A 22,535-nucleotide genomic window follows, 5' to 3' on the forward strand; every position below is an offset into this window, starting at 1 on the left:
AAGTGGCTAGTAAAATCAGGGGTTCAGTGGGAATGATAAGAGTTTTAGGCAAGAAAAAATGTTGAAGATTTAGTGGTTATATCGGCCTCATTTAAGACTGCGTAAAACAATTTAATCTCATACAAAATCTGGTTTTTACGATCCCTCTGGGTATTGGCGGGGTGTTAGGCAATTTGCTTACTCCCGTTTTTTACTGTTAGGAGGTTTAACTTGACTAAATCCGCTCTGTTAGTCCTAGAAGACGGCACAGTGTTTCGCGGTACTGCAATCGGCGCTGACGGCATGTCAGTCGGTGAAGTGGTATTCAATACGTCTATGACTGGTTATCAAGAAATTTTGACTGACCCTTCGTACGCGGAACAAATCGTAACTTTGACGTACCCACATATCGGTAATACGGGTACCAACAGCGAAGACGAAGAAGCGAATCAAATTTGGGCTAAAGGCCTAGTGATCCGTGATTTGCCACTGCTAGCAAGTAACTTTCGTAACGAGCAATCGTTAGACGATTACTTGAAAGAACGTAATATCTTAGGTATTGCGGACATCGATACCCGAAAGCTAACACGCATTTTGCGCGATAAAGGCGCTCAAAATGGCTGTATTGTTGCCGGTGACGAGCTAGACGAAAATAAAGCGTTACAAGCCGCGCAAGCCTTCCCAGGCTTAAAAGGCATGGATTTAGCAAAAGTTGTCTCAACCAAGGAAAATTTTGAGTGGCGCGAATCAAGCTGGGCATTAGGCGAGGGATTTAAAACCTTAGATACCGCCGATGAAAAGTTTCATGTTGTAGCCTACGACTTCGGTGTTAAGCGTAATATATTACGTATGCTTGTTGACCGTGGTTGTAAACTTACCGTAGTACCTGCACAAACCAGTGCTGCTGATGTACTTGCATTAAACCCCGATGGTATTTTCTTATCTAATGGCCCTGGCGATCCTGAGCCGTGTACCTATGCTATTGATGCTATCAAATCATTTTTAGAAACCGACACGCCTATTTTTGGTATTTGTTTGGGTCACCAGTTATTAGCGCTTGCTTCAGGTGCTAAAACAGAAAAAATGAAATTTGGCCATCATGGTGGTAACCACCCAGTTAAAGATCTTGACCGCGATGTAGTGATGATCACAGCGCAAAACCACGGTTTTGCAGCCCAAGAATCAAGCCTACCAAGCACGCTTCGTGCAACACACAAATCACTGTTTGACGGTACGCTTCAAGGTATTCATCGTACAGATAAGCCAGCATTTAGTTTTCAGGGTCACCCTGAGGCAAGTCCAGGCCCGCACGATGCCGCCCCATTATTTGACCACTTCATCGATTTGATGCAAGCGCGTAAACACTAATTTAACTGGAGTAATAATGCCAAAACGTACCGACATAAAAAGCATTCTTATCTTAGGCGCAGGCCCAATTGTTATTGGTCAAGCTTGTGAATTTGACTACTCTGGTGCACAAGCGTGTAAAGCACTGAGAGAAGAAGGCTATAGAGTTATACTTGTTAACTCAAACCCTGCAACTATTATGACAGACCCAGAAATGGCTGATGCAACATACATCGAACCAATTCACTGGGAAGTAGTAGAAAAAATCATCGAAAAAGAAAAGCCAGATGCAGTCCTGCCTACAATGGGTGGCCAAACAGCATTAAACTGTGCACTTGATTTAGACAAGCACGGTGTATTGGCTAAGCATGGCGTTGAGCTAATTGGTGCAACGGCTGATGCAATCGACAAAGCCGAAAACCGTGAACGCTTTGACACTGCAATGAAAAACATTGGTCTTGAATGTCCTCGTGCTGAAATTGCTCATTCAATGGAAGAAGCTAAAGATACAATGACCCGTATCGGCTTACCGTGTATTATTCGTCCTTCTTTCACCATGGGTGGCACCGGTGGTGGTGTTGCTTACAACATGGAAGAGTTTGAAGAAATATGTGAGCGTGGTTTAGACTTATCGCCAACAAACGAATTACTAATTGATGAATCACTGATTGGTTGGAAAGAGTACGAAACAGAAGTTGTTCGTGACAAAAAAGACAACTGTATCATTGTGTGTACTATTGAAAACTTTGACCCAATGGGCGTGCATACAGGCGACTCAATCACAGTTGCACCAGCGCAAACATTAACCGACAAAGAATACCAAATTATGCGTAATGCCTCTATGGCAGTACTGCGTGAAATTGGTGTTGAAACCGGTGGTTCTAACGTACAGTTTGGTATAAATCCAAAAGACGGCCGTATGGTCATCATTGAAATGAACCCACGTGTATCACGCTCATCTGCACTAGCCTCTAAAGCAACGGGTTTCCCAATTGCTAAAATTGCAGCAAAACTGGCTGTAGGTTACACGCTTGACGAACTTCAAAATGATATTACGGGCGGAAAAACGCCAGCGTCTTTTGAGCCTTCAATCGATTACGTTGTAACAAAAATTCCTCGCTTTAACTTTGAAAAATTTGCCGGTGCTAACGATCGCTTAACTACGCAAATGAAATCGGTTGGCGAAGTAATGGCGATTGGTCGTAACCAACAAGAATCATTACACAAAGCATTACGTGGTCTTGAAGTGGGCGCAACAGGTTTTAACCCAATAGTTGCACTTGATGACCCTAAAGCGAAAGAAAAAATCATCCGCGAATTACGCGAACCAGGTGCTGAGCGTATCTGGTACATTGCCGATGCAATGCGCCATGGTATGAGCGTTGATGATGTTTATGAGCTGACTAAAGTTAATCGCTGGTTCTTAGTACAAATAGAAGATATTTTAAAAGACGAAGCAAAAATTGGTGAAGTAGGTATGGCTGGTTTAAATGCCGACTTCCTACGTAAACTTAAACGCAAAGGTTTCGCAGATCCACGTATAGCTGAAATTGCTGGTGTATCTGAAGCTGAAATTCGTAAAAAACGTCACCTATTAAACATCGTGCCAGTATACAAGCGTGTTGATACGTGCGCCGCAGAATTTAGCTCAGACACAGCTTACATGTACTCATCTTACGATGAAGAGTGTGAAGCAAACCCAACAGATAAAGACAAAATCATGGTTATTGGTGGCGGTCCTAACCGTATCGGCCAAGGTATTGAATTTGATTACTGTTGTGTACATGCCTCGCTTGCGCTTCGCGAAGACGGCTATGAAACCATCATGGTTAACTGTAACCCTGAAACGGTTTCTACCGATTACGATACATCTGACCGACTTTACTTTGAGCCAATTACACTTGAAGACGTACTCGAAATTGTACGTGTTGAAAAGCCAAAGGGCGTTATTGTGCAGTACGGTGGTCAAACACCACTTAAATTAGCACGTGAGCTTGAAGCGAATGGTGTTCCAGTAATTGGTACTTCACCTGATGCGATTGACCGTGCAGAAGATCGCGAACGTTTCCAACAACTTGTTGAGCGTTTGAACTTACTTCAGCCAGAAAATGCAACAGTAACTTCAACTGAAGAAGCACTACTTAAATCAGTTGAAATTGGTTTTCCACTCGTTGTACGTCCGTCGTATGTACTAGGTGGTCGTGCAATGGAAATTGTATACGATGAAGACGATTTACGTCGTTACATGACTGAAGCAGTTCAAGCTTCAAATGAAGCGCCTGTTTTATTAGACCATTTCTTAGATAACGCAATTGAAGTTGACGTTGACGCGATTTGCGACGGCGAGCAAGTAATTATTGGCGGTATCATGGAGCACATTGAGCAAGCCGGTGTTCACTCTGGTGACTCAGCATGTTCATTACCAGCACATTCTTTATCGCAAGAAGTGCAAGATGTGATGCGCAAGCAAGTAACCGACATGGCGCTTGAGCTTGGTGTTGTTGGCTTAATGAATACACAGTTTGCAGTAAAAGATGGCAAAGTGTACTTAATTGAAGTTAACCCGCGTGCAGCACGTACTGTACCGTTTGTATCAAAAGCAACCGGTGTAGCGCTTGCAAAAGTGGCGGCTCGTTGTATGGCGGGTCAGTCTTTGGCAAGCCAAGGTATTACTAAAGAAGTGATCCCTCCTTATTACAGCGTTAAAGAAGTTGTTTTACCATTTGCTAAGTTTCAGGGTGTGGATCCAATTCGTGGCCCTGAGATGCGCTCAACGGGTGAAGTGATGGGGGTTGGTGATACTTTCGCCGAAGCATTCGCAAAAGCACAATTAGGTGCAAGCAACACTTTACCACGCGGTGGTCGCGCGTTATTATCTGTTCGTAATAGCGATAAGCCACGCATTGTTGAATTAGCCAAGATTATGACCGACTTAGGTTTTGAACTTGACGCAACGGGTGGCACGGCACAAGCTCTTGAAGAAGCTGGCATTGAAGTACGACGTGTAAACAAAGTATATGAAGGCCGCCCGCATATTCTTGATTATATCAAGAATAAAGAGTACAGCTATATCGTTAATACCACCGAAGGTCGCCAAGCGATCGAAGATTCGAAGGTGTTACGTCGTGGTGCATTGCAAAATAAAACCAACTATACGACAACCTTGAACGCGGCTTTTGCTAACTGTACTGCTAACAAAGCAGATGACCGTAGTAAAGTAACGTCAGTTCAAGAGCTACACCTGCGATTGAACTAAGGAAATGTGCCAAGGCCAACTAGGGCCTTGGTGTTAAGTGAGAAAAGTATGCAATCAATTCCGATGACAGTTCGTGGCGCAGATTTACTGCGCAAAGAGCTTAACGAATTAAAAACAGTTACCCGTCCAAAAATTATCGCCGACATTGCTGTTGCGCGTGAACACGGTGACTTAAAAGAAAACGCTGAGTACCACGCTGCACGTGAGCAACAGGGTTTTTGTGAAGGTCGTATTCAAGAAATTGAAGCTAAACTTTCAAATGTTCAGATAATCGACGTAACTAAAATGCCAAATACGGGCAAAGTTATTTTTGGTACCACAGTAACTATTGTTAATGTAGAAACTGATGCCGAAGTTAAATACCAAATAGTTGGCGATGATGAGGCAGATATTAAAAATAACTTAATTTCTGTTAATTCACCTATAGCTCGTGGTTTGATTGGTAAACAAATGGATGATGCAGTAACCATTAAAACACCAAAGGGCGACGTTGAATACGAAATCATTGAAGTTGAGTACCTTTAATATCTCCTCACTTTAGCGTTTACATAAAAGCCGATGTTATTACATCGGTTTTTTTATGCCTTCAATAAACTCGACTTTGTCTAATTTATTGGGTACGTTAGGTTGACTACACCCTAATAATTGAGAGTACTGATGTCCTTAATTAATTTTCCTGAGCCACTTAAGCCTAATGATAATATTGCAATTTGCGCGTTTTCGTCAGGTGTTGATAAGCACTTTCAAAGACGATTAGACACGGTACTAAATGGTTTAAAAGCGCAAGGATATAAAGTCATCGAAGGTGACAGTGTAAGGCAAAATATCAGCGCTAAAGAGCGAGCTTTAGAGCTAATGCAATTTCTTATTGACGATAATATAGCGGCAATTATGCCGCCATGGGGTGGAGAGCTTGCCCTAGACGTTTTGCAATATATTGACTTTAACATAGTGAAAACGGCTAAACCTAAGTGGTTAGTGGGGTTCTCTGATGTTAGTACATTAGCGTGTGTGCTCACTTCTCGTTGTGGTTGGGCAACCCTTCATACTGCTAACTTAATGCAGCTACATCCACATGAAACTGAGCACAATTGTATAAATATTTTTCACGCTTTAGGGCTCACAAAAGGCGAGCAATTTGAACAAGTCCCTTCAACATCATACCAAAATAAATTAATTGATTATGCAAGCGAACCGAATGCGTTGTTCGAACTTACTGAGCCTTCGCAATGGCAATGTTTAAATTACAAAGATGCACGTAAATTAGAAATAACGGGCCGACTTTTTGGTGGTTGTTTAGATACGCTCAGCTTACTGCTTGGCTCACCATACCTTGATTTACATCGCTTTAAACAAGAGTATGCACCCGAAGGTCTAGTGCTCTTCCTTGAAAATGCAGAGTTAAGTCCAACAGCCGTAGCACGTAGTCTCATTGCATTAAAACTAAATGGCGTACTCACTGATGTAAACGGTATTATACTTGGGCGCAGCGCCGTTATTAATAGCCCACACAAGCAGATTGATTATTACCAAGCAATACAATTAGCACTTGGTAAATGTATATTCCCAGTCCTGTTTGATGCCGATATAGGGCATATTGCACCTAACCTAAACTTAATTAATGGTGCGCGCTGTACAGTTAATGCAGAGATAAATGAAGGCAATGTGATTGAGGCATCGCTAAGCACTAAGCTGTGTTAATTATAAAGTCGCTCTTATTGATGGCTAATCATCTAAAAGGTAATGGATAAATTAAGCTCTTTAATTTACTTTAGTTAATCATTAGTTTTTATACGTATTGTATATTTGAAAAGGAATCGTTAAGTTGAAAATTAAGGACGCTCATTATAAAAACGGCTTTGCTTTTATTGCCGTTGTTATGTTTATCGCTTTTTTTATAATTTGGTATATAAACAATGAAATTGAAGCTTCTTTTTTGCTGTTATTTTTTGCATGCTTATCGTTTAGGTATCGATTTACCGATGAATATAAAGCTAAACATTCCCCACATAATCTAATCAAGAGAAGCGCCGGCACTATAAAAATCACAAAGCCAAATTTGAGTCGCTTTAAGTTTATATCAGATCAAGAGTCGATCGAGGTTAAGCGAATTTCTATTGTTAATATAAGTGATAATTGGTTATCAATAATTATTGACGGAAACGGCAATGGTTACGATTTTCAACTTTTAGGCTCAAAAGATGAAATTTATCAACAATTTAACTCACTGCTAAATTCAGATGAAAAAGAGAACATTGATATTAACTACGTGTAATTTATTGAACGCTTAATACCGCGCTTGATGGTAAAAGCGATAGGGCATGTTGACCTTAGTGGCTTGAGTTTATTTAATTTAGTGGACGTGGAATAACTGCGCGATGTGTGCAGCCGAGCGGGCTAAGCAAAAGTCGAGCAATGCCTATGCGTCCAGCTTACGCCCTTTAGCCTAATTTATACAGACAACAAATAGTAAATGGCTCTTAGCAAGGACAACCCTTAACCCTGAAAGTTTATTAGTCTCTAAAGTCACTTTCATAAATAAGTTATTAAGCCTTCCGCACCTAAATAATAAAAGGAAAACAATGAAAATAGATGACATCAGAGTATTTGTGCCATGTAAAAACTATCAACAATCGTGTGCATTTTATCAGGCGCTGGGCTTTAATGTTGAGCAGGCATCAGCTGATTTAAGTATTGCAACATCAGGTGAATGTAGTTTTTTTTTACAGCGTTACTACAACCAAGAATTTGCTGAAAATTTAATGCTTCAAGTGTGCGTATTAAACATAAGCCAAGCTTTTAACACTATTAGTAAGTTAACTCACTTTGATATTCGCTTTGAAGGGATAAAACAAGAGCCGTGGGGTAAAGTGATTTATTTATGGGGACCTTCGGGCGAGCTTTTGCACATAACTGAATTTAATTAAAAAGGAATAATAATGAAAAAAAGTACATTTTTTATCATGTTGATGGTTTTTTTACTGACCTCATGTAGTGCGCTTGTCAGTAATTACTCTAATAAAAATACGCGTTCTAGCAGTTTGGTTGACTTTCTATATCCAAACGAAGATAGCCGTGCTGCGTATAAACCAGAAATTCCAGTGTTAAAATTACCTGTTACTGTGGGCATTTCATTTGTGCCTTCTAAAGATTGGCGAGCAAACGCAATTGAAAGCCAAAATGAAGTAGCGTTGCTGGAAAAAGTAAAAAAGTCGTTTTTACAATACGATTACATTGACCGCATAGAAGTGATTCCAAGTACATACCTCAAAGGTGGGGAAGGGTTTTCAGCGCTTGAACAAGTAGGGCGACTGTACGATGTAGACGTGATGGCATTGGTTTCTTACGATCAAGTAACGCAAACCTATGAAAATAACGCCGCATTATTGTATTGGACCATTGTAGGTATGTACGTTATTCCCGGTAACGAAAATACGATTCAAACCTTCGTCGACACTGCTGTTTTTGATATAAAAAGTAAAAAAATGCTTTTTAGAGCACCAGGCATCAGCAAGCTTGAAAAAAGAACCACCGCTATTGGTATTGACGAAACGCTCAATGAAAAGTCACTTGAGGGGTTTAATTTAGCGGTTACCGATATGAGCCTAAATTTAGATGCGGAATTAGCCCGCTTTAAAACACGGGTAAAAGAAGAAAAAATAGCAAAAATAGAGAATAAAGATGGCTCAAGCAGTGCTGGGGCATTTAGTGTGTTTATTCTGGTTTTTATATCGCTACTTGTTTTAAAGCGCAGATATGTAAATAACTAAACATCTATATAACTAAGTCGCTAAATAATTAAATTTAAAACGCCACATTATTCAACTTATGCGGCGTTTTTTATGGTACCTAGCTTAATTTTTCATTAAAAAACGCTAAGGTACGCTGCCAAGCAAGCTCTGCTTTTTGCTCATCATAACGCCCAGTAGAGTCGTTATGAAAACCATGATTAGCACCTTCGTACATGTGCATAGTGTACTCAACATTGTTAGCTTTTAAGCTTTTTTCATACTCAGGCCATGTGGCGTTAACGCGTTTATCAAGCTCACCTAATTGAATCATTAAAGGCGCTTTAATATTTTTGTGTAAGCTTTCACTTGCAGGTGTGCCATAAAAGGGCACGCCCGCGCTGAGTAAGTCACTATCAACTGCGGCTAAGTAGTTAACAATATAACCCCCAAAACAAAAGCCCACAGCCCCTAGTTTGCCGTTACTATTTGAATGATTTTTTAAAAACTGAGCGGCGGCGACAAAGTCGTTTTGAATTTTAGCTCTGTCCATGGTGCGTTGCATTGCACGGCCTTCATCGTCATTGCCCGGGTAACCACCAAGCGGAAAGAGTGCGTCGGGTGCAAAGGCAATAAACCCTTTTTTGGCTAAGCGCCTTGCTACATCTTTTATGTAAGGGTTTAAACCGCGGTTTTCGTGAATAACTAAAACAACAGGAAGCTTACCCTCAATTTTGCTGGGAACGGCTAAGTAACCTTTGCCTTTACCATACCCATTTGGCGAATCAAATTCTTCGTAGGTGGCTTTAATATCGTCATCGTTAAACGAGACTTGCTCTGCAAGTGCGTAGTTAGGTAAAAGTGCGCTGGTGAGCACACTCATTGAAATCCCAAGTGCTGCAAGGCCACCAAGTTTTTTCATAAATGTGCGACGGTCCATTAAACCGTGGGCATATTCGTCGTACCAATCAAACGCTTCTTGAGGAATGTGTTCAGAGTGAGGTAAATTCATGGTTTCCCTTACTTATTATGATTTTTGAATATTAAAATACATTAACGTATCTGGAACAAAAAACGTGCAATAATTTTATATATAATTACTTTTAGCATTATTTATTTGCTATTAGCAGAGAGAGCATGATCAATTCCCATCATAAAATCTAACCCTACAAAGGCGAAAGCCACAACAATTGCACCCAATAGCATTAAATTACGATTGTTTTTTCTGTATCCAACAATAGTTAGTACTGCAAATATGATAAATAAAATAAGTTGAAGTGTAGCCATGGTTAATCCTTTAAAAAAGTAAACTGGGAGATAAAATACCAGTTAAAATGAAGAGTTAGTAAATAATTGAAGGTTATTTTTAAACTATAAATAAAAAGCTCGGCACTGTGCCGAGCTTTTTTGGTTGGGGGTTTACTTAATTAGCTATTGGTCGTTGTTGGTTGGCCATCGACAATAGGGTGTTTACCACGCCACTTACGAATCATTCGTTTTGTGTCCTCAAGCGCGACATACTGACACGGTATAAGAATAAGCGTAATCACGGTGGCAAATAGCACACCAAAGGCAAGCGATACTGCCATAGGTATTACAATTTGTGCCTGCAAACTCGTTTCCATAATAATCGGTAACACGCCAATAAAGGTGGTTACTGACGTAAGCAATATAGCTCTAAAACGACGCGCACCCGCTTGCATAACAGCTTCTTTTATAGGTACGCCTTCAGCACGCGCCTTATTTACAAAATCAACCATAACAAGGGAGTCGTTTACTACAATACCGGCTACCGCAATGATGCCAAACATTGAAAGGCCGCTCATGGTCATTCCTAGTACCATGTGTCCGAACATTGCCCCGACCACACCAAATGGAATAACCGACATAATAATCAACGGTTGTGAGTATGAGCGAAGCGGAATGGCTAATAATGCAAATATAATCATTAGTGAAATTGCAAAGTCGCGCAACTGTTCATCAGCGCTTTCCATTTCCTCTTGCACTCGACCAGCTACATTACTGGTAACACCTGGGTAATTTTGTAAAAGGGTTGGTAAATATTCGTCAGTGATTTCTTTTACAATGGCAAAAGGTTCAACTTTATCAGTATTTATGGCTGCCCATACATTGACTGTTCTGTTTGCGTTTTCACGACGAATTCTGTTTACACCATCTACAATGCTGATTTGTGCCACTTCACTTAACGGCACCTCAACACCTGTTGGCGTGATAATACGTGTGCTGTGTATATTACTGATAGAGTTACGTTCGTTTTCAGGGTAGCGGATCATCACTCTGATCTCTTCCCCTTCGCGTAAAATACGCTGTGCCTCTAATCCGTAGTAACTAAAGCTAACTTGCGATGCCACATCTGCAAGGGTTAGCCCCATGCTGTATGCAAGTGGTTTTAAATCAAGTTGTACTTCGTCGGTAGCGCTTTGTAGTGAGTCGTTAACGTCGCCTACACCTTCCATGCTTTGTAATTTAGTTTTTAATAACGCGGCAACTTCTTTTAGTTTGTCGGTATCTTTACCTTGCAGTCTAAAACTTACGTCGCCGTCATCTCGTCCGCCGCCAAATAAGTTGTCTTCAATAGTTAGCGTTTTAACACCCGGCAGTGGTGGCATTTTTTCACGCCATAGTGAGCTAAGTGTGAAGGTATCGATAGGGCGTTTATCAGGTTCAATAAGAACAGCCATTAATTGTGCCGTTGTACGGCCACGAAGGCTTATCGAAAGGTCACGAATCATTTTTTGACCGTATTGTGCTTCAAGCTCTTTATCTACACTCAATAGTACGGCTTCAATTTTTTTAGCAGTTTCAAGTGTTGCTTGCTCTGACGATTCTAGATTCATTTCTACAACCACACGCGGAAAGTCATGTTGTATTTTAGGGTTTGGTACAAATTTAACTAAACCGCCTGCAAACATGCCTGCGCTCATAATTAAAATACATATAAACCCAACAATGACGGTATAGCGGTAATGAATACAGTGCCCTATAAACGGCGTGTAGTAGTTTTGAACAAACGATTTAAGGCCTTTATCAACAACCATACGCACTTTATGCAATGGGTTTTTAGGATTAGGTTTACGTGGGTTCATTGCAGCAATATGAGCCGGTAATATAAGCTTTGATTCAATTAACGAGAAAATTAAGCACAAAATAATAACGACACCAATCGCTTTAGAAAACGCAGCACCTGGGCCTGATGCCATAGCTTGAGGTAAAAAAGCAGCAATGGTGGTGAGTACGCCAAATGTAGCGGGCATTGCAACACGTTTAACACCACGTATTACGTTATCGAGAGAGTGGCCGTGCTTTTCTATTTCGGCACTGGCCGATTCACCTACAACAATTGCGTCGTCCACCACAATACCGAGTACAATAATAAAGGCAAACAGCGATACCATATTAATGGTGATATCTAAAAAGCCGATTGGCATGAACAAAAAGGCACCCAAAAAAGACACCGGTAAACCCATCATTACCCAAAACGCTAATCTAAGCGGTAAAAACAATGCCAATACCAGCATAACTAAAACACCACCCCATACCATGTTGTCGATCATCATATCGAGACGACCTTGCAGGTAGTAGGTTAAATCAACCATAGGGGAAAGTTTTACGCCTTGTGGTAATTTAGATTCTTTTTCGGCCATGTATTTTTTAAGTACTTTGGCAACGTCGGTAATGTCTTGATCTTTAGATGCTGCAATATCAAACATTAACGAGTTTTTACCATTGTACTTTGAATATAATAAGCCTTCTTCAAAACCATCGTTAATAGTGGCTACATCGCCTAAATATATTTGTGCGCCATCAGCAAGAGTAATTAAAGGTAACTGTTCAAATTCATTCCCTTTGTATGCTTGTTTTTCAACACGCATAGAAATATACCCATTGTCTGAACGAATTTGACCTGCAGACATATTAGTTGAAAAATTTCTTACAGCGTTTGATACATCTCTAAAAGTAAGGCCGTATTCACGCAGTTTGTCTGGGCTAATCTCAATGCCTATTTCATAATTTAAGCCGCTAAAAAAGCTGACTAAATTAACGCCAGGTAAAGCAAGTAATTCATCTTCTATATCTCGGCCGAGCTCTTTTAGTTGTGCATAGGTCATATCTCCATATAGCGCAATGAACATTACTTCTTGTTGAAATTTATCACGCTGAATAATAGGCCTTTCCATACCCGCAGGAAACGAGTTAATAGAATCTACTTGGGCTTTTATTTCGTCTAAGGCTTCTTGAAGGTCGTATTTTTCTTCAATTTCAATCCATGCCTGTGCATAACCACGATTAGAGTAAGTTATAAAGCGTTTAATACCCTCTAATCCCTCTAGGTTTTCTTCAATTTTTATTGTAATGCCTTCTTCAACCTCTTGCGGCGCGGCGCCAGGGTAAACGGCTTGAACACTTACCCAGTTACTTTCAAATTGCGGAAATGCTTGCTTACGAATTGTTAAGGCTGTTAATAAACCGCCAACCAGAATAAAAATCATGATTAAATTTGCTGCAACAGGGTTGCGAGCAAACCAGGCAATTAGGCCCTTTTCAGAGGTACTCATAAAGTGTCCTCTTTAAGCGCAAGCTGTGTTACTTCGCCTTGTTCGTCATTTTCATCCGTTTTAACAGCCATTCCTTCGCTTGGGTATTCTAGTGCTGAGGTAATCAACTGTTCGCCTAGTTGTAATCCTTGGTCGGCTATTACCATGCCATTTTGTTCACGTATAATATTCAGTGTTTTAAAGCTTAAGGTATTGTTCGCGTTTAAAATGGCAATTTGTTTATCTTTAACAAGGTGATGCGGGACAATAATTGCGTTATCGAGGGATCGCCCCTCAATGGTTGCATTAATGTATGAACCAAAACGCAGTGGTTTAGTGTTATCGGCGTATGGGGTTGGCAGTTGCGCAACTAAATAACTCATACGGCTTACTTGATCTATTACGCCTTCGCTGCGTACAACTTCGGCCTGCCATGACGTTTGCTTGCCTGCAAATTCTGCATTAAGGGTCACGGTGGCACCAATCCCTCCATTGGCCAGGTATTGCATTTCACTATCGGCTACAGGTAAACGCACTTCTGCAAGCGATGTTGCACTTAATGCGCCAAAGCTACTGCCCGGGTTTACGACAGAGCCTAAGCTTATTGTACGTGCATTAATAATGGCGTCGTAAGGGGCTTTTATATATGTGCGTTCTAGGTTGCGCTTTGCACGTTTAACACTGGCTTGTGCAGAGCGGTAACGCGCTAGCTTTTCGGCTAATTGTGGTTTACGTAAATAAAGCTCTGAAGCAATAGAGTCACTTGAGTCTGATTTAATACGTTCCCATTCAGCTTTTGCTACATGTGCTTGGGCGCGTTCTATTTCAAGGGCTGAGCTTGCTTGAGCAAGGCCTGCTTGCGCTTCAATAAGGTCGGCTTCGTAATCATTTGGATCAATTCGTGCTAATATGTCGCCTTGTTTTACAAATGCACCTTCAACAAATTCATCTGCTACGGAAATAACTTGGCCACTGACTTGTGCAATTAGCTCGGTACGGTCTTTAGGTTTTACAACCCCGTACGATTTTACGTCGAGTGTTATTGCGTCAATGTTGACTGTTTGCGCAGCAACCAGTGGGCGAGTATCTTGCTCTGGTTTTTCTTCAGGCGGCGTTTTCATATTTGAAAAGCCAATTGCCAGTGCAATCCCGGCAGCTAAAACTGCGATTGGAAGAACAATTTGTTTTTTAGTAGCCACAAGGCATTCCTTCATAAAAGTGGTGATAGGGCAATAATACGCAATAAAGTGTTTACAAGGCGTTTGAAGATGTAACAAAGCATTACATATGTGTATTACAAATAAATATTTGGCTCTAAAAATGAGTCGATACTGTTAAATATGTGGTTAATTTAAACAGAGGGTGTTATGAAAATAGAGCCAATGGCGTGTCGATTAGGCTGCGGTGCATGTTGTATTGCGCCAAGTATTAGCTCGCCAATACCGGGTATGCCAAATGGAAAAAAGGCCGGAGAACGTTGTATTCAGCTAGATGAGAACAATCTATGTAAGTTATTTGGCGATGACTCTAGACCAAAAGTATGCAGTGATTTTAGCGCCACAGTTGATGTGTGTGGATCAACTAATGCAGAGGCTCTAGCACTTATCACAGAGCTTGAACAATTAACTTAGTTGGTGTGTTCAATACACACATAGTTACATTTAACTACTACCGAGTAACTTTTTTAAGTTATTAAAAGCTGCGCTTTTCACGCGAGCGAGTTCTGCGTCTACTACAAATGTGCAGTTATACGTCTATTTTATAGACGTAAAGCATGCTTTTGTTACTGGCAAAGACTGTACAAGTAATTTATTCACAAAGAGGCTAGTGACGCTGCGCTTTTAGAGAAAGTGACAAACATAAAAGTTGATCATGAGTTTAGGTTTACACATTTACTACTCATTCATTTCTCTTTGTGCAGTGATTTTTTCTTTGCCATAATAAAAAGCGAATACCTTCAACTTGATGGATGAAGCCATTAAAGTGAACGATTCACAAAGAGGGTAAGAGGCGCTGCGCTTTTAGAGCAAAGATTAATTGAATAAGTCTTAACTATTATTTCAGATTTGATTTATAGATTTTGCTCAAATCGGATATTCGCATATTTGGTATGAGCAGACATCGAAGGTTTTTAATGTCTGAAGTCAAGATTTGCCCCCCCTTCACTTCGCATTCACTTCATTTGATGAACACAAGGCTTCTTCTTAACGACCATAAAACGAATTAGGTTAACGTGTTGAGTTAAAGACGGGGTTGGTAAAACCATCAGATTTGATTGAGCCTGCACGTTAACCGCTCTTATTTAAATGTTGGGTAACCCGTCTATATTCGTCTACCTATTAGCGGTAATATATTTTGCTAAGTGTTCCACTGCCTCATTCGAATTTATTACTTCGTTCGACACATAAACATCTGGTTCGATAGGTTGCTGACAATGCTCTTTTCCTGATGGGCGAGTAAAGATAAGTGTCGGCATGGTTAGTTCTAAATTAGAACCAGACAATACATGAGTTTCTATACGCCCAGTAGTGCAAGACCTTACATTTGAATGACCCGCGATGACAGCCTGACGAGAGTCTTGTAGTGAGGTTAAAAACAAAATAGTTGATGAATAACTGAGCGGCCCCATTAGTAAATATGCCCGTCCAGGTATCTTTAAACCCTTATGCGCGTCGACAGGCACTAATTGATTAAATGTGCCTTCAATAACCTCACCTTGATTACCTTTAATAGGTCCTAGTTTGATATTTCGTTCCGTCATACGAATTTTAAAGTTTGACAGAAATGGAAATGGCCTGCTCGCAATGTATGGTGCAATACCTTGCTGCCAATAGTGATCGGTCCCCCCAGGGTTATGGCGAACGTCGATAATCACATCTTTGACGTTCGCATCCTTAAACGCCTGCCACGTTTCATCTAGAAATGTGAAAAAAGGTTGTTCTTGTTCTTGAGAATAAAAAAAGCGATCGACACGCAAATACCCTATGTCATTGTCTAGTATTCGACTTTGGACAAATTCCCTCACATCAGCATTGTGATTTTCCGGCTCATCAGTGACACCCATTATAGAAAATTGCTTGCGCTTATTTTTATGCATAAACTCAATTTGATAATCTTTGCTACTACCAAACAGTAACCAGTACATTTGGTTAAATCGACTGGCAGTAAATGCAGCCCTAAACTCTAATGAGTCGCCATACATTCTTGCCAACATAGTTTCAATTATTTTTGATGCCCTAACTCCGTTGACTGAGATAATCTCATCACCGATTTTAATATCTGAATGGCCTTCAATAGTTTCCGCCACAAGCAAACGTTGGGATGCATCTATCATTACGTCAAATGGAAATAGCCGACCACCGTTCTGAATGTGGTTCTTAAATTGATCATCAAGCTGTGGCGAAGCAATTAGCATGTGTCCATCTTTAAAGTAAGGATTCAGCTGAGAGAAGTATTTCCATGCTTCATAATGTGTCATGGGTGAAGTTATACCTTCTGACAAGGACTCTATCTGCGATTTAACTTCAGATACATCCATAGTAAAGCCCGGGTCTGGGTGGATCGTATCAAGGCGTTGACTTAGCTCAGTCAGGTTGCTTTTTAATGCCTTAATGCTCACTACCTTGCCAGATGAAGGCAGGTTAGTATGAGTATTCCATTCTTGCGTTTTTGTGTTTTTTGTAATTGACTTTGGTTCATTCAGGCTAGTGCAGCCAATTACAAACGCAATAAAAAAAGTTAAAATTATAGTCTTCAATTTTTGTCCTTAATTCTATTTTCCACTAATTAAATCGTCTGATGAATATTGTTATCCACGGCGATTAGAAGCTGCATTAAAGAGGAGTCAAAGAGAAAAATCGTCCGATTTGGACGAGTTGGATGTGCGATTCGGTCGATTCGCACTCATTCGCTATCGAGTTTCAGCTGTTTCCTATACTGGCTTGGGGTCATTCCTTTGAATTGCTTGAAAACGGCATTAAAGGTACTTTTTGAGGAAAACCCAGCAGATAGAGCTAGATCAAAAAGTCTCTCGTTGGGATTAGAAAAAATTTGAGAACAGACTGTTTTTATTCTGTATTCGTTGACAAATTGATAGAAGTTCTTATTTGCTTGTTGATTGAGGATTTCAGATAAGTGATGGCTACTAAGGTTGGTATACCTTGCTAGTGCGTCTAAGGTAAGTTCACTTTCTAAATAAGGTTGCTCATCTTCCATATACTGAACGATGTTTTCTAATAATTTGGTTTTAGTTTGAGAGTCAAAGTATTGTGGTTTTTTTGTCGAGTTGAGAACTTTCGTTGAAGTTTCACTCAAGTTATCAATCGCAAATAAGTTTGGCTTACGCCATTGGGCCATCGAAACGCTGTATATCAATGTAAAGGCTATGAGATCACTTACAATACCCAAAGAATAACTTGCGCCGATTATTATGCTGACAGTTTCTGTCAAGAACATCCCTGCGTACAAACTCAATACTATCCATAACCAAGTAAATATTTTGGGATTAAAGTTGGAAAGCGTGTCACGTGCATGGCGTCCACTTTTGGTTATCAGTTTGACACTCAATGCTAAATAAAAAAATGCCTGTAAGAACATAATAATCTGAGTCAGCAGTAGAATGTTTTCTTTATGTAAGGCGTTATTGGCGATGTTGATTTTTTCAGCAGGGGTGGAAAATAAAAAATCTATATTTAAGAGAAGACAAAGTAATAACGGCGTAGCATGAATACAATCCTTTATATGGAATGACTTTTTAATTATCGATGACCGAAAATATAAATATAAAAATGCACCAAAACTGGCGGGAACAAAGTAGCCCCATCCAATTAAATTGGCAAAAAAAGTATCATCAGCATGCACTACAATCAAAGGGCTGCAAAAATAAAATGCTTGAAAAAGACACCAAACGCCCATTATGCGCCCAGCATTGTTAACGCCAGCACTAAACAAAAGCATTGCTGCTAATAAAGCCCCTTGGAATGTTCCGATGGCATGAAGATATTGCATTGGCAAGGAAATAAACAGCATTGGGATAGTTGTAAATAGAAATCAGGTAGATGTTTAATGTTCCTAGATTAGCAGATTGCTAAACTTATTGTTAGCTGTGTCTGACATATTGTTCAGTTTGAGCTGTAGAGGTAATTCCAGCGAACAGAGCAAACGAGGCTCACCCATTAGAAAGTTCCTGTCAAGCAGACATCTGTGTTTACTTGGTCTTTCATTTAAAAAACCAAATGTTCTTACTTTTTGAACTCACTTTAAATATGGATATATCTAGTAATGGCGTCGATTGGTGTGAATATGCACCAGTCACTCATATGAATTAAGGCCAATGGCTTTCGCCTCAGTCATCGTTGAGTACCAATGTCAGTGCACTTTTTGGCTGAAAAGCAGAGGATCAAACCTTGACTTCAGATATCAAAGCTTTTGATTGACTGCTTCTCGCTCATGGCTGTCTGTCAGATGAAGTCTAAATCTATTCCATTAAACTGTAAGATAAGATATGAGCTAGTGCAGATTAATTAAAAGCATTGGCTGATTTACGTTTATCTCATTTACTGCTCTTTTTCTATTTGTGCAATATTTTGCCTAAAAGACGTTTTTATATAAATAAGCACAGCGTTTACAAACCAAAATATACATTAAGTTTGTAAACGCTGAATTTAATGTCTACCAACTATACGTTGCACTTAAGGTATATTGCTCGCCGCGACCAGGTGTGCCGGGTATTTCTTCAAACGATTCATCCCATACATTGTCTGCAGCTAACGTAATAAATAAATTATTGATTACGGTTGGCGTAACTTTTAGCGACAATTGCGTAAATAACGCGGTGTCTTTACCATTGCGTAGTGCGTTTTCGTGCTGTTTACGCCACTCGTTATCAATCCTCATTTCTATTAGGTCGTTTGGTGTCCAAATTGCACCTAAGGTCACACGGTGATCTGGAAAGTTTAACGCGTAAAAACTGGCGTCGATATCTGCATCACCATAGTTTTCTGACTTATTTAAGTAAGTGTAGCTTGCAATGAGCTCGGTTGTATCAAAGTACTTAGTCGCAAAAAACTCAACGCCGGTGGCGTCTATGTCAACAGGATTAGCAAAGCGGGCAGAGCTAGAGTCAAAACTAAAAGTCCAATCGGTTAGGTTGTTATCCTCTCGGTAAAAAACTGCTGAATTAAGCTGCCAGGTTTGATCTTGCATTAAATAACCAAGCTCTATGTTTTTAGTCGTTTCGCGCTCAAGATTGTAATTACTTCTAAATAACCCGCCTTGCTCACTGCCACCAATCGCGGTATAGCCAGCAACTTGACTTGCTTGCGCGTAGGATACGTAAAGTGTTTGTTCAGAGCCGTCACTGTTTTGAGTGTTTAGTGAAATATCGCCAATGAGCGATAACTCAGAGTCATCTCGGTTTGTGTCGTCAAAAGCCGCACCTAGGCGAAGAGTTAATAACTGATTTTGTTTAAGGTCGATTTTATACTCAGGTAATACGCTCAGTTTGTAATAAGTGCGAGAAGTGAAATTATTTTCAAGGGTGGTCGACTCTATTTCGTCTTCAATGTACTGCGCTGAATAATTTACTGCAAACGCGGTGTTTTGTGCATGGCTTCCTGATATTGCAATCGATTTTACTTTAGTTTCATGAAAGGCTTGAAAGGCGCTTGGATTCTCACGAGAAAATACATAATGGTCGTTGTGTTTTCTGTAATAGGCAGATACTTCAAAATGGCTATTGTCTGCGTAATTTTGCTGGTGGTTAAGCATGAGTAAGCGGGTTTCTAGTTCTTCTGTTTCGTTTACGCCAAATGGTGTGTACATGTTTGGCCAGCCAAAAAACTTGTCTTGTGAGCCATACATTATATCGGTTTGCGAATCCGCACCTATTAACTGTATGCGCGTAGAGGCACGGTTAAAATCGTGATCGCCGTTTTCTATTGAACCGTCACTTTGTGAATGAGAATATTCGCCCTCAAAGCCCAGTTGCCAATTTTTAGCATCATCAATTTCTGTGCTTATTCCTGCGTAAATACTGTGTAAGTTAAAGTCGTTTGTACCTGTACCAACAGATACATTGCCGCCAGTTGTGATAGGTTTAAAACCAAACGAAATCGAACCCACCGAGCTGTTCATGCCGTTTAAGGCATTGTCGGCTCCGGTTAAAATATAAGGTCCAGTTAGCATTTGCGGTGCAATTGGGAGCTCAGCAACGTAATGACCTGTTTGAGGGTCTAGTAGGGTAGCACTACCGACTCTAAACCCTGTGTTTTCGAAAATACCACCACGAATTGTTACATCAGCTTGGGCTTCTGCCATATTTCGTGATTGTAAATCAACACGAGGGTCGTATTCTAAATTAGAGACGGGGGAGTCAAAGGTCCCAACGGGTAATTTATTTGCCGTGGCCGATGCCTCAACAGTAATTTGTTCTATTGCTGTTTCACTGTTGCTTGTAGCTTGCGCATAAGTAAAAGGTGTAACGCTGCACAGCAGTGCAGAAAATATAAAATGCTCAGTGCGATTCATGGTGTATCTCATAATGTGTTAGGGCACTTATAAAAACTATCATAAAGCGGGTGGGCTAGCTTAATTTAGTCAGTGCGATTTTGTGCGCTATTGTACAGTAATTATAAAAATCTGCATTTGATAATCATTTGTATAATTAACGCGTTACAATACACATGTATTTTTAATTAACTTTATTGAGTTAGATAAACAATGACAGTTCAGCAACACAATACACTTTATTTTGCCGGCGGCTGCTTATGGGGCGTGCAAGAGTTTATGAAGCATTTACCGGGCGTTATAACAACACAAGCAGGGCGTGCTAACGGCGCAAGTAATACCACGCAAGGAGAATACGATGGGTATGCCGAGTGTGTAAAGGTAACGTTTGACTCAAGTGTTTCACTCAATCAACTGTTTGACTATTTTTTTGAAATTATTGACCCTTACAGTGTTAATAAGCAAGGGGTAGATGAAGGCCCTAAATACCGTACAGGCATTTACAGCAAAAACCAAAATCATCTAGACGCAGCAAGCAATTATATAAATAAGCGCAGCGATGCCGAAAAAATTGTAGTAGAGGTAGAGCAGTTAACCAATTATGTGCCAAGCGATCCAGAGCATCAAGACCGCTTAACTAATCACCCCGATGATTATTGCCATATACCGCTTGAGTTATTGCATAAGTATAAATTCTCATAGAATTATACTTGGATTATAGGTCACTCAGGCCTTTCAAAGCGATACAATTTAAATGAGCCAGTTTGAAGTGTTGTACCTTTGTGGTTTGAATACATATAGCCTTTGAGTTCTCGGTTGTCTTTATGAATAATTAGTTTATTTGCGAAGAGTGGATTGCTGGTCGTGATTTCCAGTACGTTGTCTTTTTCTTTAATATCTTGTGGCATAAACGTGGTACTGACTATGCCATCACTTATAAAATAATTGAAATATGACTCTTTATTGGGATGAAATTCAATACTTGCGAGTTCCTGATTGCCGTCTAAATTTAATAATCCTATCCAAAAACCATATAAGCCTGACTTTTCTAATGTTGCTAACTTATCTATTTTAGAGCGGTATTTATCTATAAATGTATGAACGGTAGATTGCCGTTCTTGTTTTTCCAACCGGTAAGTTTTTGACATGACAAAATTATCTTCTGCATTAGAATAAATTTCTAATACCTCAAATGAATTATCTAAAAAACGGCTTAAAATTAATGTAAATTGCAGATGTTCTTTATTAGGGCTAATAAGTGTAATAGTGCAATTAAGGCGACTGCATTTAATATCGTTATTATTAAACGCAATTGATTTATTTCTATGAAATGCACTGGCGATATTTGCAATGATTAAACGGTGTTCTCCGTTTTCTTTTATTTCCAGTACATTGTATTCAAAATTATTTTTGTAAATGCCTTGCCACAAACCCGGAGTTAATTTTAAATTTTCCGCATGTGCGGGGAGCGTAGCAAAAAAAGCGAGTAGAGTGACTGTAAAGTACTTTAAAAATGCCAAGGTATGAGTCCTTTGTTAACAAAAAAGCTCACATACTGTGAGCTCTTTAAAAACTAACCTGAAAATTACTGCTGCTTTTGCGGCGGGAAGTTGCTTAAAATATTTGCGACTGTTTTTTTAATTGACGCTTCGCGTTGCTCTGGCGATTGTTTTTTCTTTAAACGGCCTTCTTTAGCACCACGCCAAATTAATTGATTGGATGCACTGTCTACAATATCGATAACCAATGTACCCACTTCGTATTCACGCGCAGTTGTGTCTCGTTGAAAACCAGTACCCCAGTAACCCCAACGGTTACTGTAACCAGTATTAAATGTATCTACTTCTAATTCTTTATCTACCGACGCATGATAGTTAACTAGTACGTCAGCTTGGGTTGGATCTACTAATGTCATACCAAGGGTGTTTGTAAGCTCATTATTTACCGCAGTACGCACGCGTTTTTCCATTAAACCGTTAATTTGGTAGTTGTTGGTGTCTTTAGTTAAACTCGCGTTTTCTACCCAAGCAAATGTTTTAAAATTACTAAAGTTAGCTGATTTATCGTAATCCCAATCTGGGGTTTGAGTACAAGCGCTAAGTAGTGCTAGTGCTGCAACAATAAGTATATTTTTCATTACGTTTGCTCCAATAAAATGCGTTA

18 protein-coding genes are annotated in these 22,535 nt (G+C 39.9%); 9 read left to right on the forward strand and 9 right to left on the reverse strand.

Translation table 11 applies throughout. The annotated features are described in order from the left end of the window. Nucleotides 1-210 precede the first annotated feature (210 nt). The 7 genes from carA to rhlP all read left to right on the forward strand — a co-directional run bounded on the left by carA (nt 211) and on the right by rhlP (nt 8,352). A complete protein-coding gene (carA, locus tag ATS76_RS08270) occupies nt 211-1,347 on the forward strand; it encodes a glutamine-hydrolyzing carbamoyl-phosphate synthase small subunit (protein ID WP_058551747.1) in 1,137 nt (378 codons plus the stop codon). 16 nt (nt 1,348-1,363) lie between these two features. Continuing rightward, entirely contained in the window at nt 1,364-4,582 is a 3,219-nt protein-coding gene (gene carB / locus ATS76_RS08275; protein WP_058551748.1) for a carbamoyl-phosphate synthase large subunit, read from the forward strand. A 48-nt stretch (nt 4,583-4,630) separates the two neighbouring features. Then, a complete protein-coding gene (gene greA, locus ATS76_RS08280) occupies nt 4,631-5,107 on the forward strand; it encodes a transcription elongation factor GreA (protein WP_058552007.1) in 477 nt (158 codons plus the stop codon). 132 nt (nt 5,108-5,239) lie between these two features. Then, on the forward strand, nt 5,240-6,283 hold the full coding sequence (locus tag ATS76_RS08285; protein WP_058551749.1) for a S66 family peptidase: 1,044 nt from the start codon (nt 5,240-5,242) through the stop codon (nt 6,281-6,283). Nucleotides 6,284-6,407: 124 nt separating this feature from the next. Next, nucleotides 6,408-6,857 (forward strand): hypothetical protein, encoded by a 450-nt coding sequence (locus ATS76_RS08290; protein WP_058551750.1) that lies wholly within the window; start codon nt 6,408-6,410, stop codon nt 6,855-6,857. A gap of 307 nt (nt 6,858-7,164) precedes the next feature. Then, nucleotides 7,165-7,509, forward strand: a complete 345-nt coding sequence (locus ATS76_RS08295) for a hypothetical protein (protein ID WP_058551751.1) — start codon at nt 7,165-7,167, stop codon at nt 7,507-7,509. A 12-nt stretch (nt 7,510-7,521) separates the two neighbouring features. Next, nucleotides 7,522-8,352 carry a rhombotarget lipoprotein gene (gene rhlP / locus ATS76_RS08300; RefSeq protein WP_058551752.1) on the forward strand — a complete coding sequence of 277 codons (831 nt, stop codon included), beginning with the start codon at nt 7,522-7,524 and terminating at the stop codon, nt 8,350-8,352. Nucleotides 8,353-8,431: 79 nt separating this feature from the next. Here rhlP and ATS76_RS08305 read toward each other — a convergent pair whose 3' ends face one another. The 4 genes from ATS76_RS08305 to ATS76_RS08315 all read right to left on the reverse strand — a co-directional run bounded on the left by ATS76_RS08305 (nt 8,432) and on the right by ATS76_RS08315 (nt 14,065). Beyond that, the gene (locus tag ATS76_RS08305; RefSeq protein ID WP_058551753.1) at nt 8,432-9,322 is read right to left on the reverse strand and encodes a dienelactone hydrolase family protein; all 891 of its coding nucleotides are present in this window, start codon (nt 9,320-9,322) and stop codon (nt 8,432-8,434) included. A 101-nt stretch (nt 9,323-9,423) separates the two neighbouring features. Continuing rightward, entirely contained in the window at nt 9,424-9,597 is a 174-nt protein-coding gene (locus ATS76_RS19285) for a hypothetical protein (RefSeq protein WP_201023497.1), read from the reverse strand. A gap of 140 nt (nt 9,598-9,737) precedes the next feature. Further along, on the reverse strand, nt 9,738-12,887 hold the full coding sequence (locus tag ATS76_RS08310) for an efflux RND transporter permease subunit (RefSeq protein ID WP_058551754.1): 3,150 nt from the start codon (nt 12,885-12,887) through the stop codon (nt 9,738-9,740). After that, a complete protein-coding gene (locus ATS76_RS08315) occupies nt 12,884-14,065 on the reverse strand; it encodes an efflux RND transporter periplasmic adaptor subunit (protein WP_058551755.1) in 1,182 nt (393 codons plus the stop codon). Before ATS76_RS08315 ends, ATS76_RS08310 begins: the two co-directional genes overlap by 4 nt. A gap of 168 nt (nt 14,066-14,233) precedes the next feature. Between ATS76_RS08315 and ATS76_RS08320 the strand changes: the two genes are divergently transcribed. Beyond that, the gene (locus ATS76_RS08320; protein WP_058551756.1) at nt 14,234-14,497 is read left to right on the forward strand and encodes a YkgJ family cysteine cluster protein; all 264 of its coding nucleotides are present in this window, start codon (nt 14,234-14,236) and stop codon (nt 14,495-14,497) included. Nucleotides 14,498-15,198: 701 nt separating this feature from the next. Here ATS76_RS08320 and ATS76_RS08325 read toward each other — a convergent pair. The 3 genes from ATS76_RS08325 to ATS76_RS08335 all read right to left on the reverse strand — a co-directional run bounded on the left by ATS76_RS08325 (nt 15,199) and on the right by ATS76_RS08335 (nt 20,393). After that, complete coding sequence (locus ATS76_RS08325) at nt 15,199-16,623, reverse strand: S41 family peptidase (protein ID WP_058551757.1); 1,425 nt, start codon at nt 16,621-16,623, stop codon at nt 15,199-15,201. 146 nt (nt 16,624-16,769) lie between these two features. Next, nucleotides 16,770-17,894, reverse strand: a complete 1,125-nt coding sequence (locus ATS76_RS08330; protein ID WP_058551758.1) for a helix-turn-helix domain-containing protein — start codon at nt 17,892-17,894, stop codon at nt 16,770-16,772. 642 nt (nt 17,895-18,536) lie between these two features. After that, complete coding sequence (locus ATS76_RS08335) at nt 18,537-20,393, reverse strand: TonB-dependent receptor plug domain-containing protein (protein ID WP_058551759.1); 1,857 nt, start codon at nt 20,391-20,393, stop codon at nt 18,537-18,539. A 192-nt stretch (nt 20,394-20,585) separates the two neighbouring features. Between ATS76_RS08335 and ATS76_RS08340 the strand changes: the two genes are divergently transcribed. Then, nucleotides 20,586-21,074 (forward strand): peptide-methionine (S)-S-oxide reductase, encoded by a 489-nt coding sequence (locus ATS76_RS08340; protein ID WP_058551760.1) that lies wholly within the window; start codon nt 20,586-20,588, stop codon nt 21,072-21,074. 20 nt (nt 21,075-21,094) lie between these two features. Here the strand turns inward: ATS76_RS08340 and ATS76_RS08345 are convergent, their stop codons facing one another. Both ATS76_RS08345 and ATS76_RS08350 read right to left on the reverse strand, forming a co-directional pair. After that, on the reverse strand, nt 21,095-21,892 hold the full coding sequence (locus tag ATS76_RS08345) for a hypothetical protein (protein ID WP_058551761.1): 798 nt from the start codon (nt 21,890-21,892) through the stop codon (nt 21,095-21,097). A gap of 65 nt (nt 21,893-21,957) precedes the next feature. Beyond that, on the reverse strand, nt 21,958-22,509 hold the full coding sequence (locus ATS76_RS08350; RefSeq protein ID WP_058429181.1) for a DUF4136 domain-containing protein: 552 nt from the start codon (nt 22,507-22,509) through the stop codon (nt 21,958-21,960). Nucleotides 22,510-22,535: the final 26 nt, after the last annotated feature.

This window comes from Pseudoalteromonas sp. 10-33, from assembly GCF_001469195.1.
In the GTDB taxonomy this organism is placed as follows: domain Bacteria; phylum Pseudomonadota; class Gammaproteobacteria; order Enterobacterales; family Alteromonadaceae; genus Pseudoalteromonas.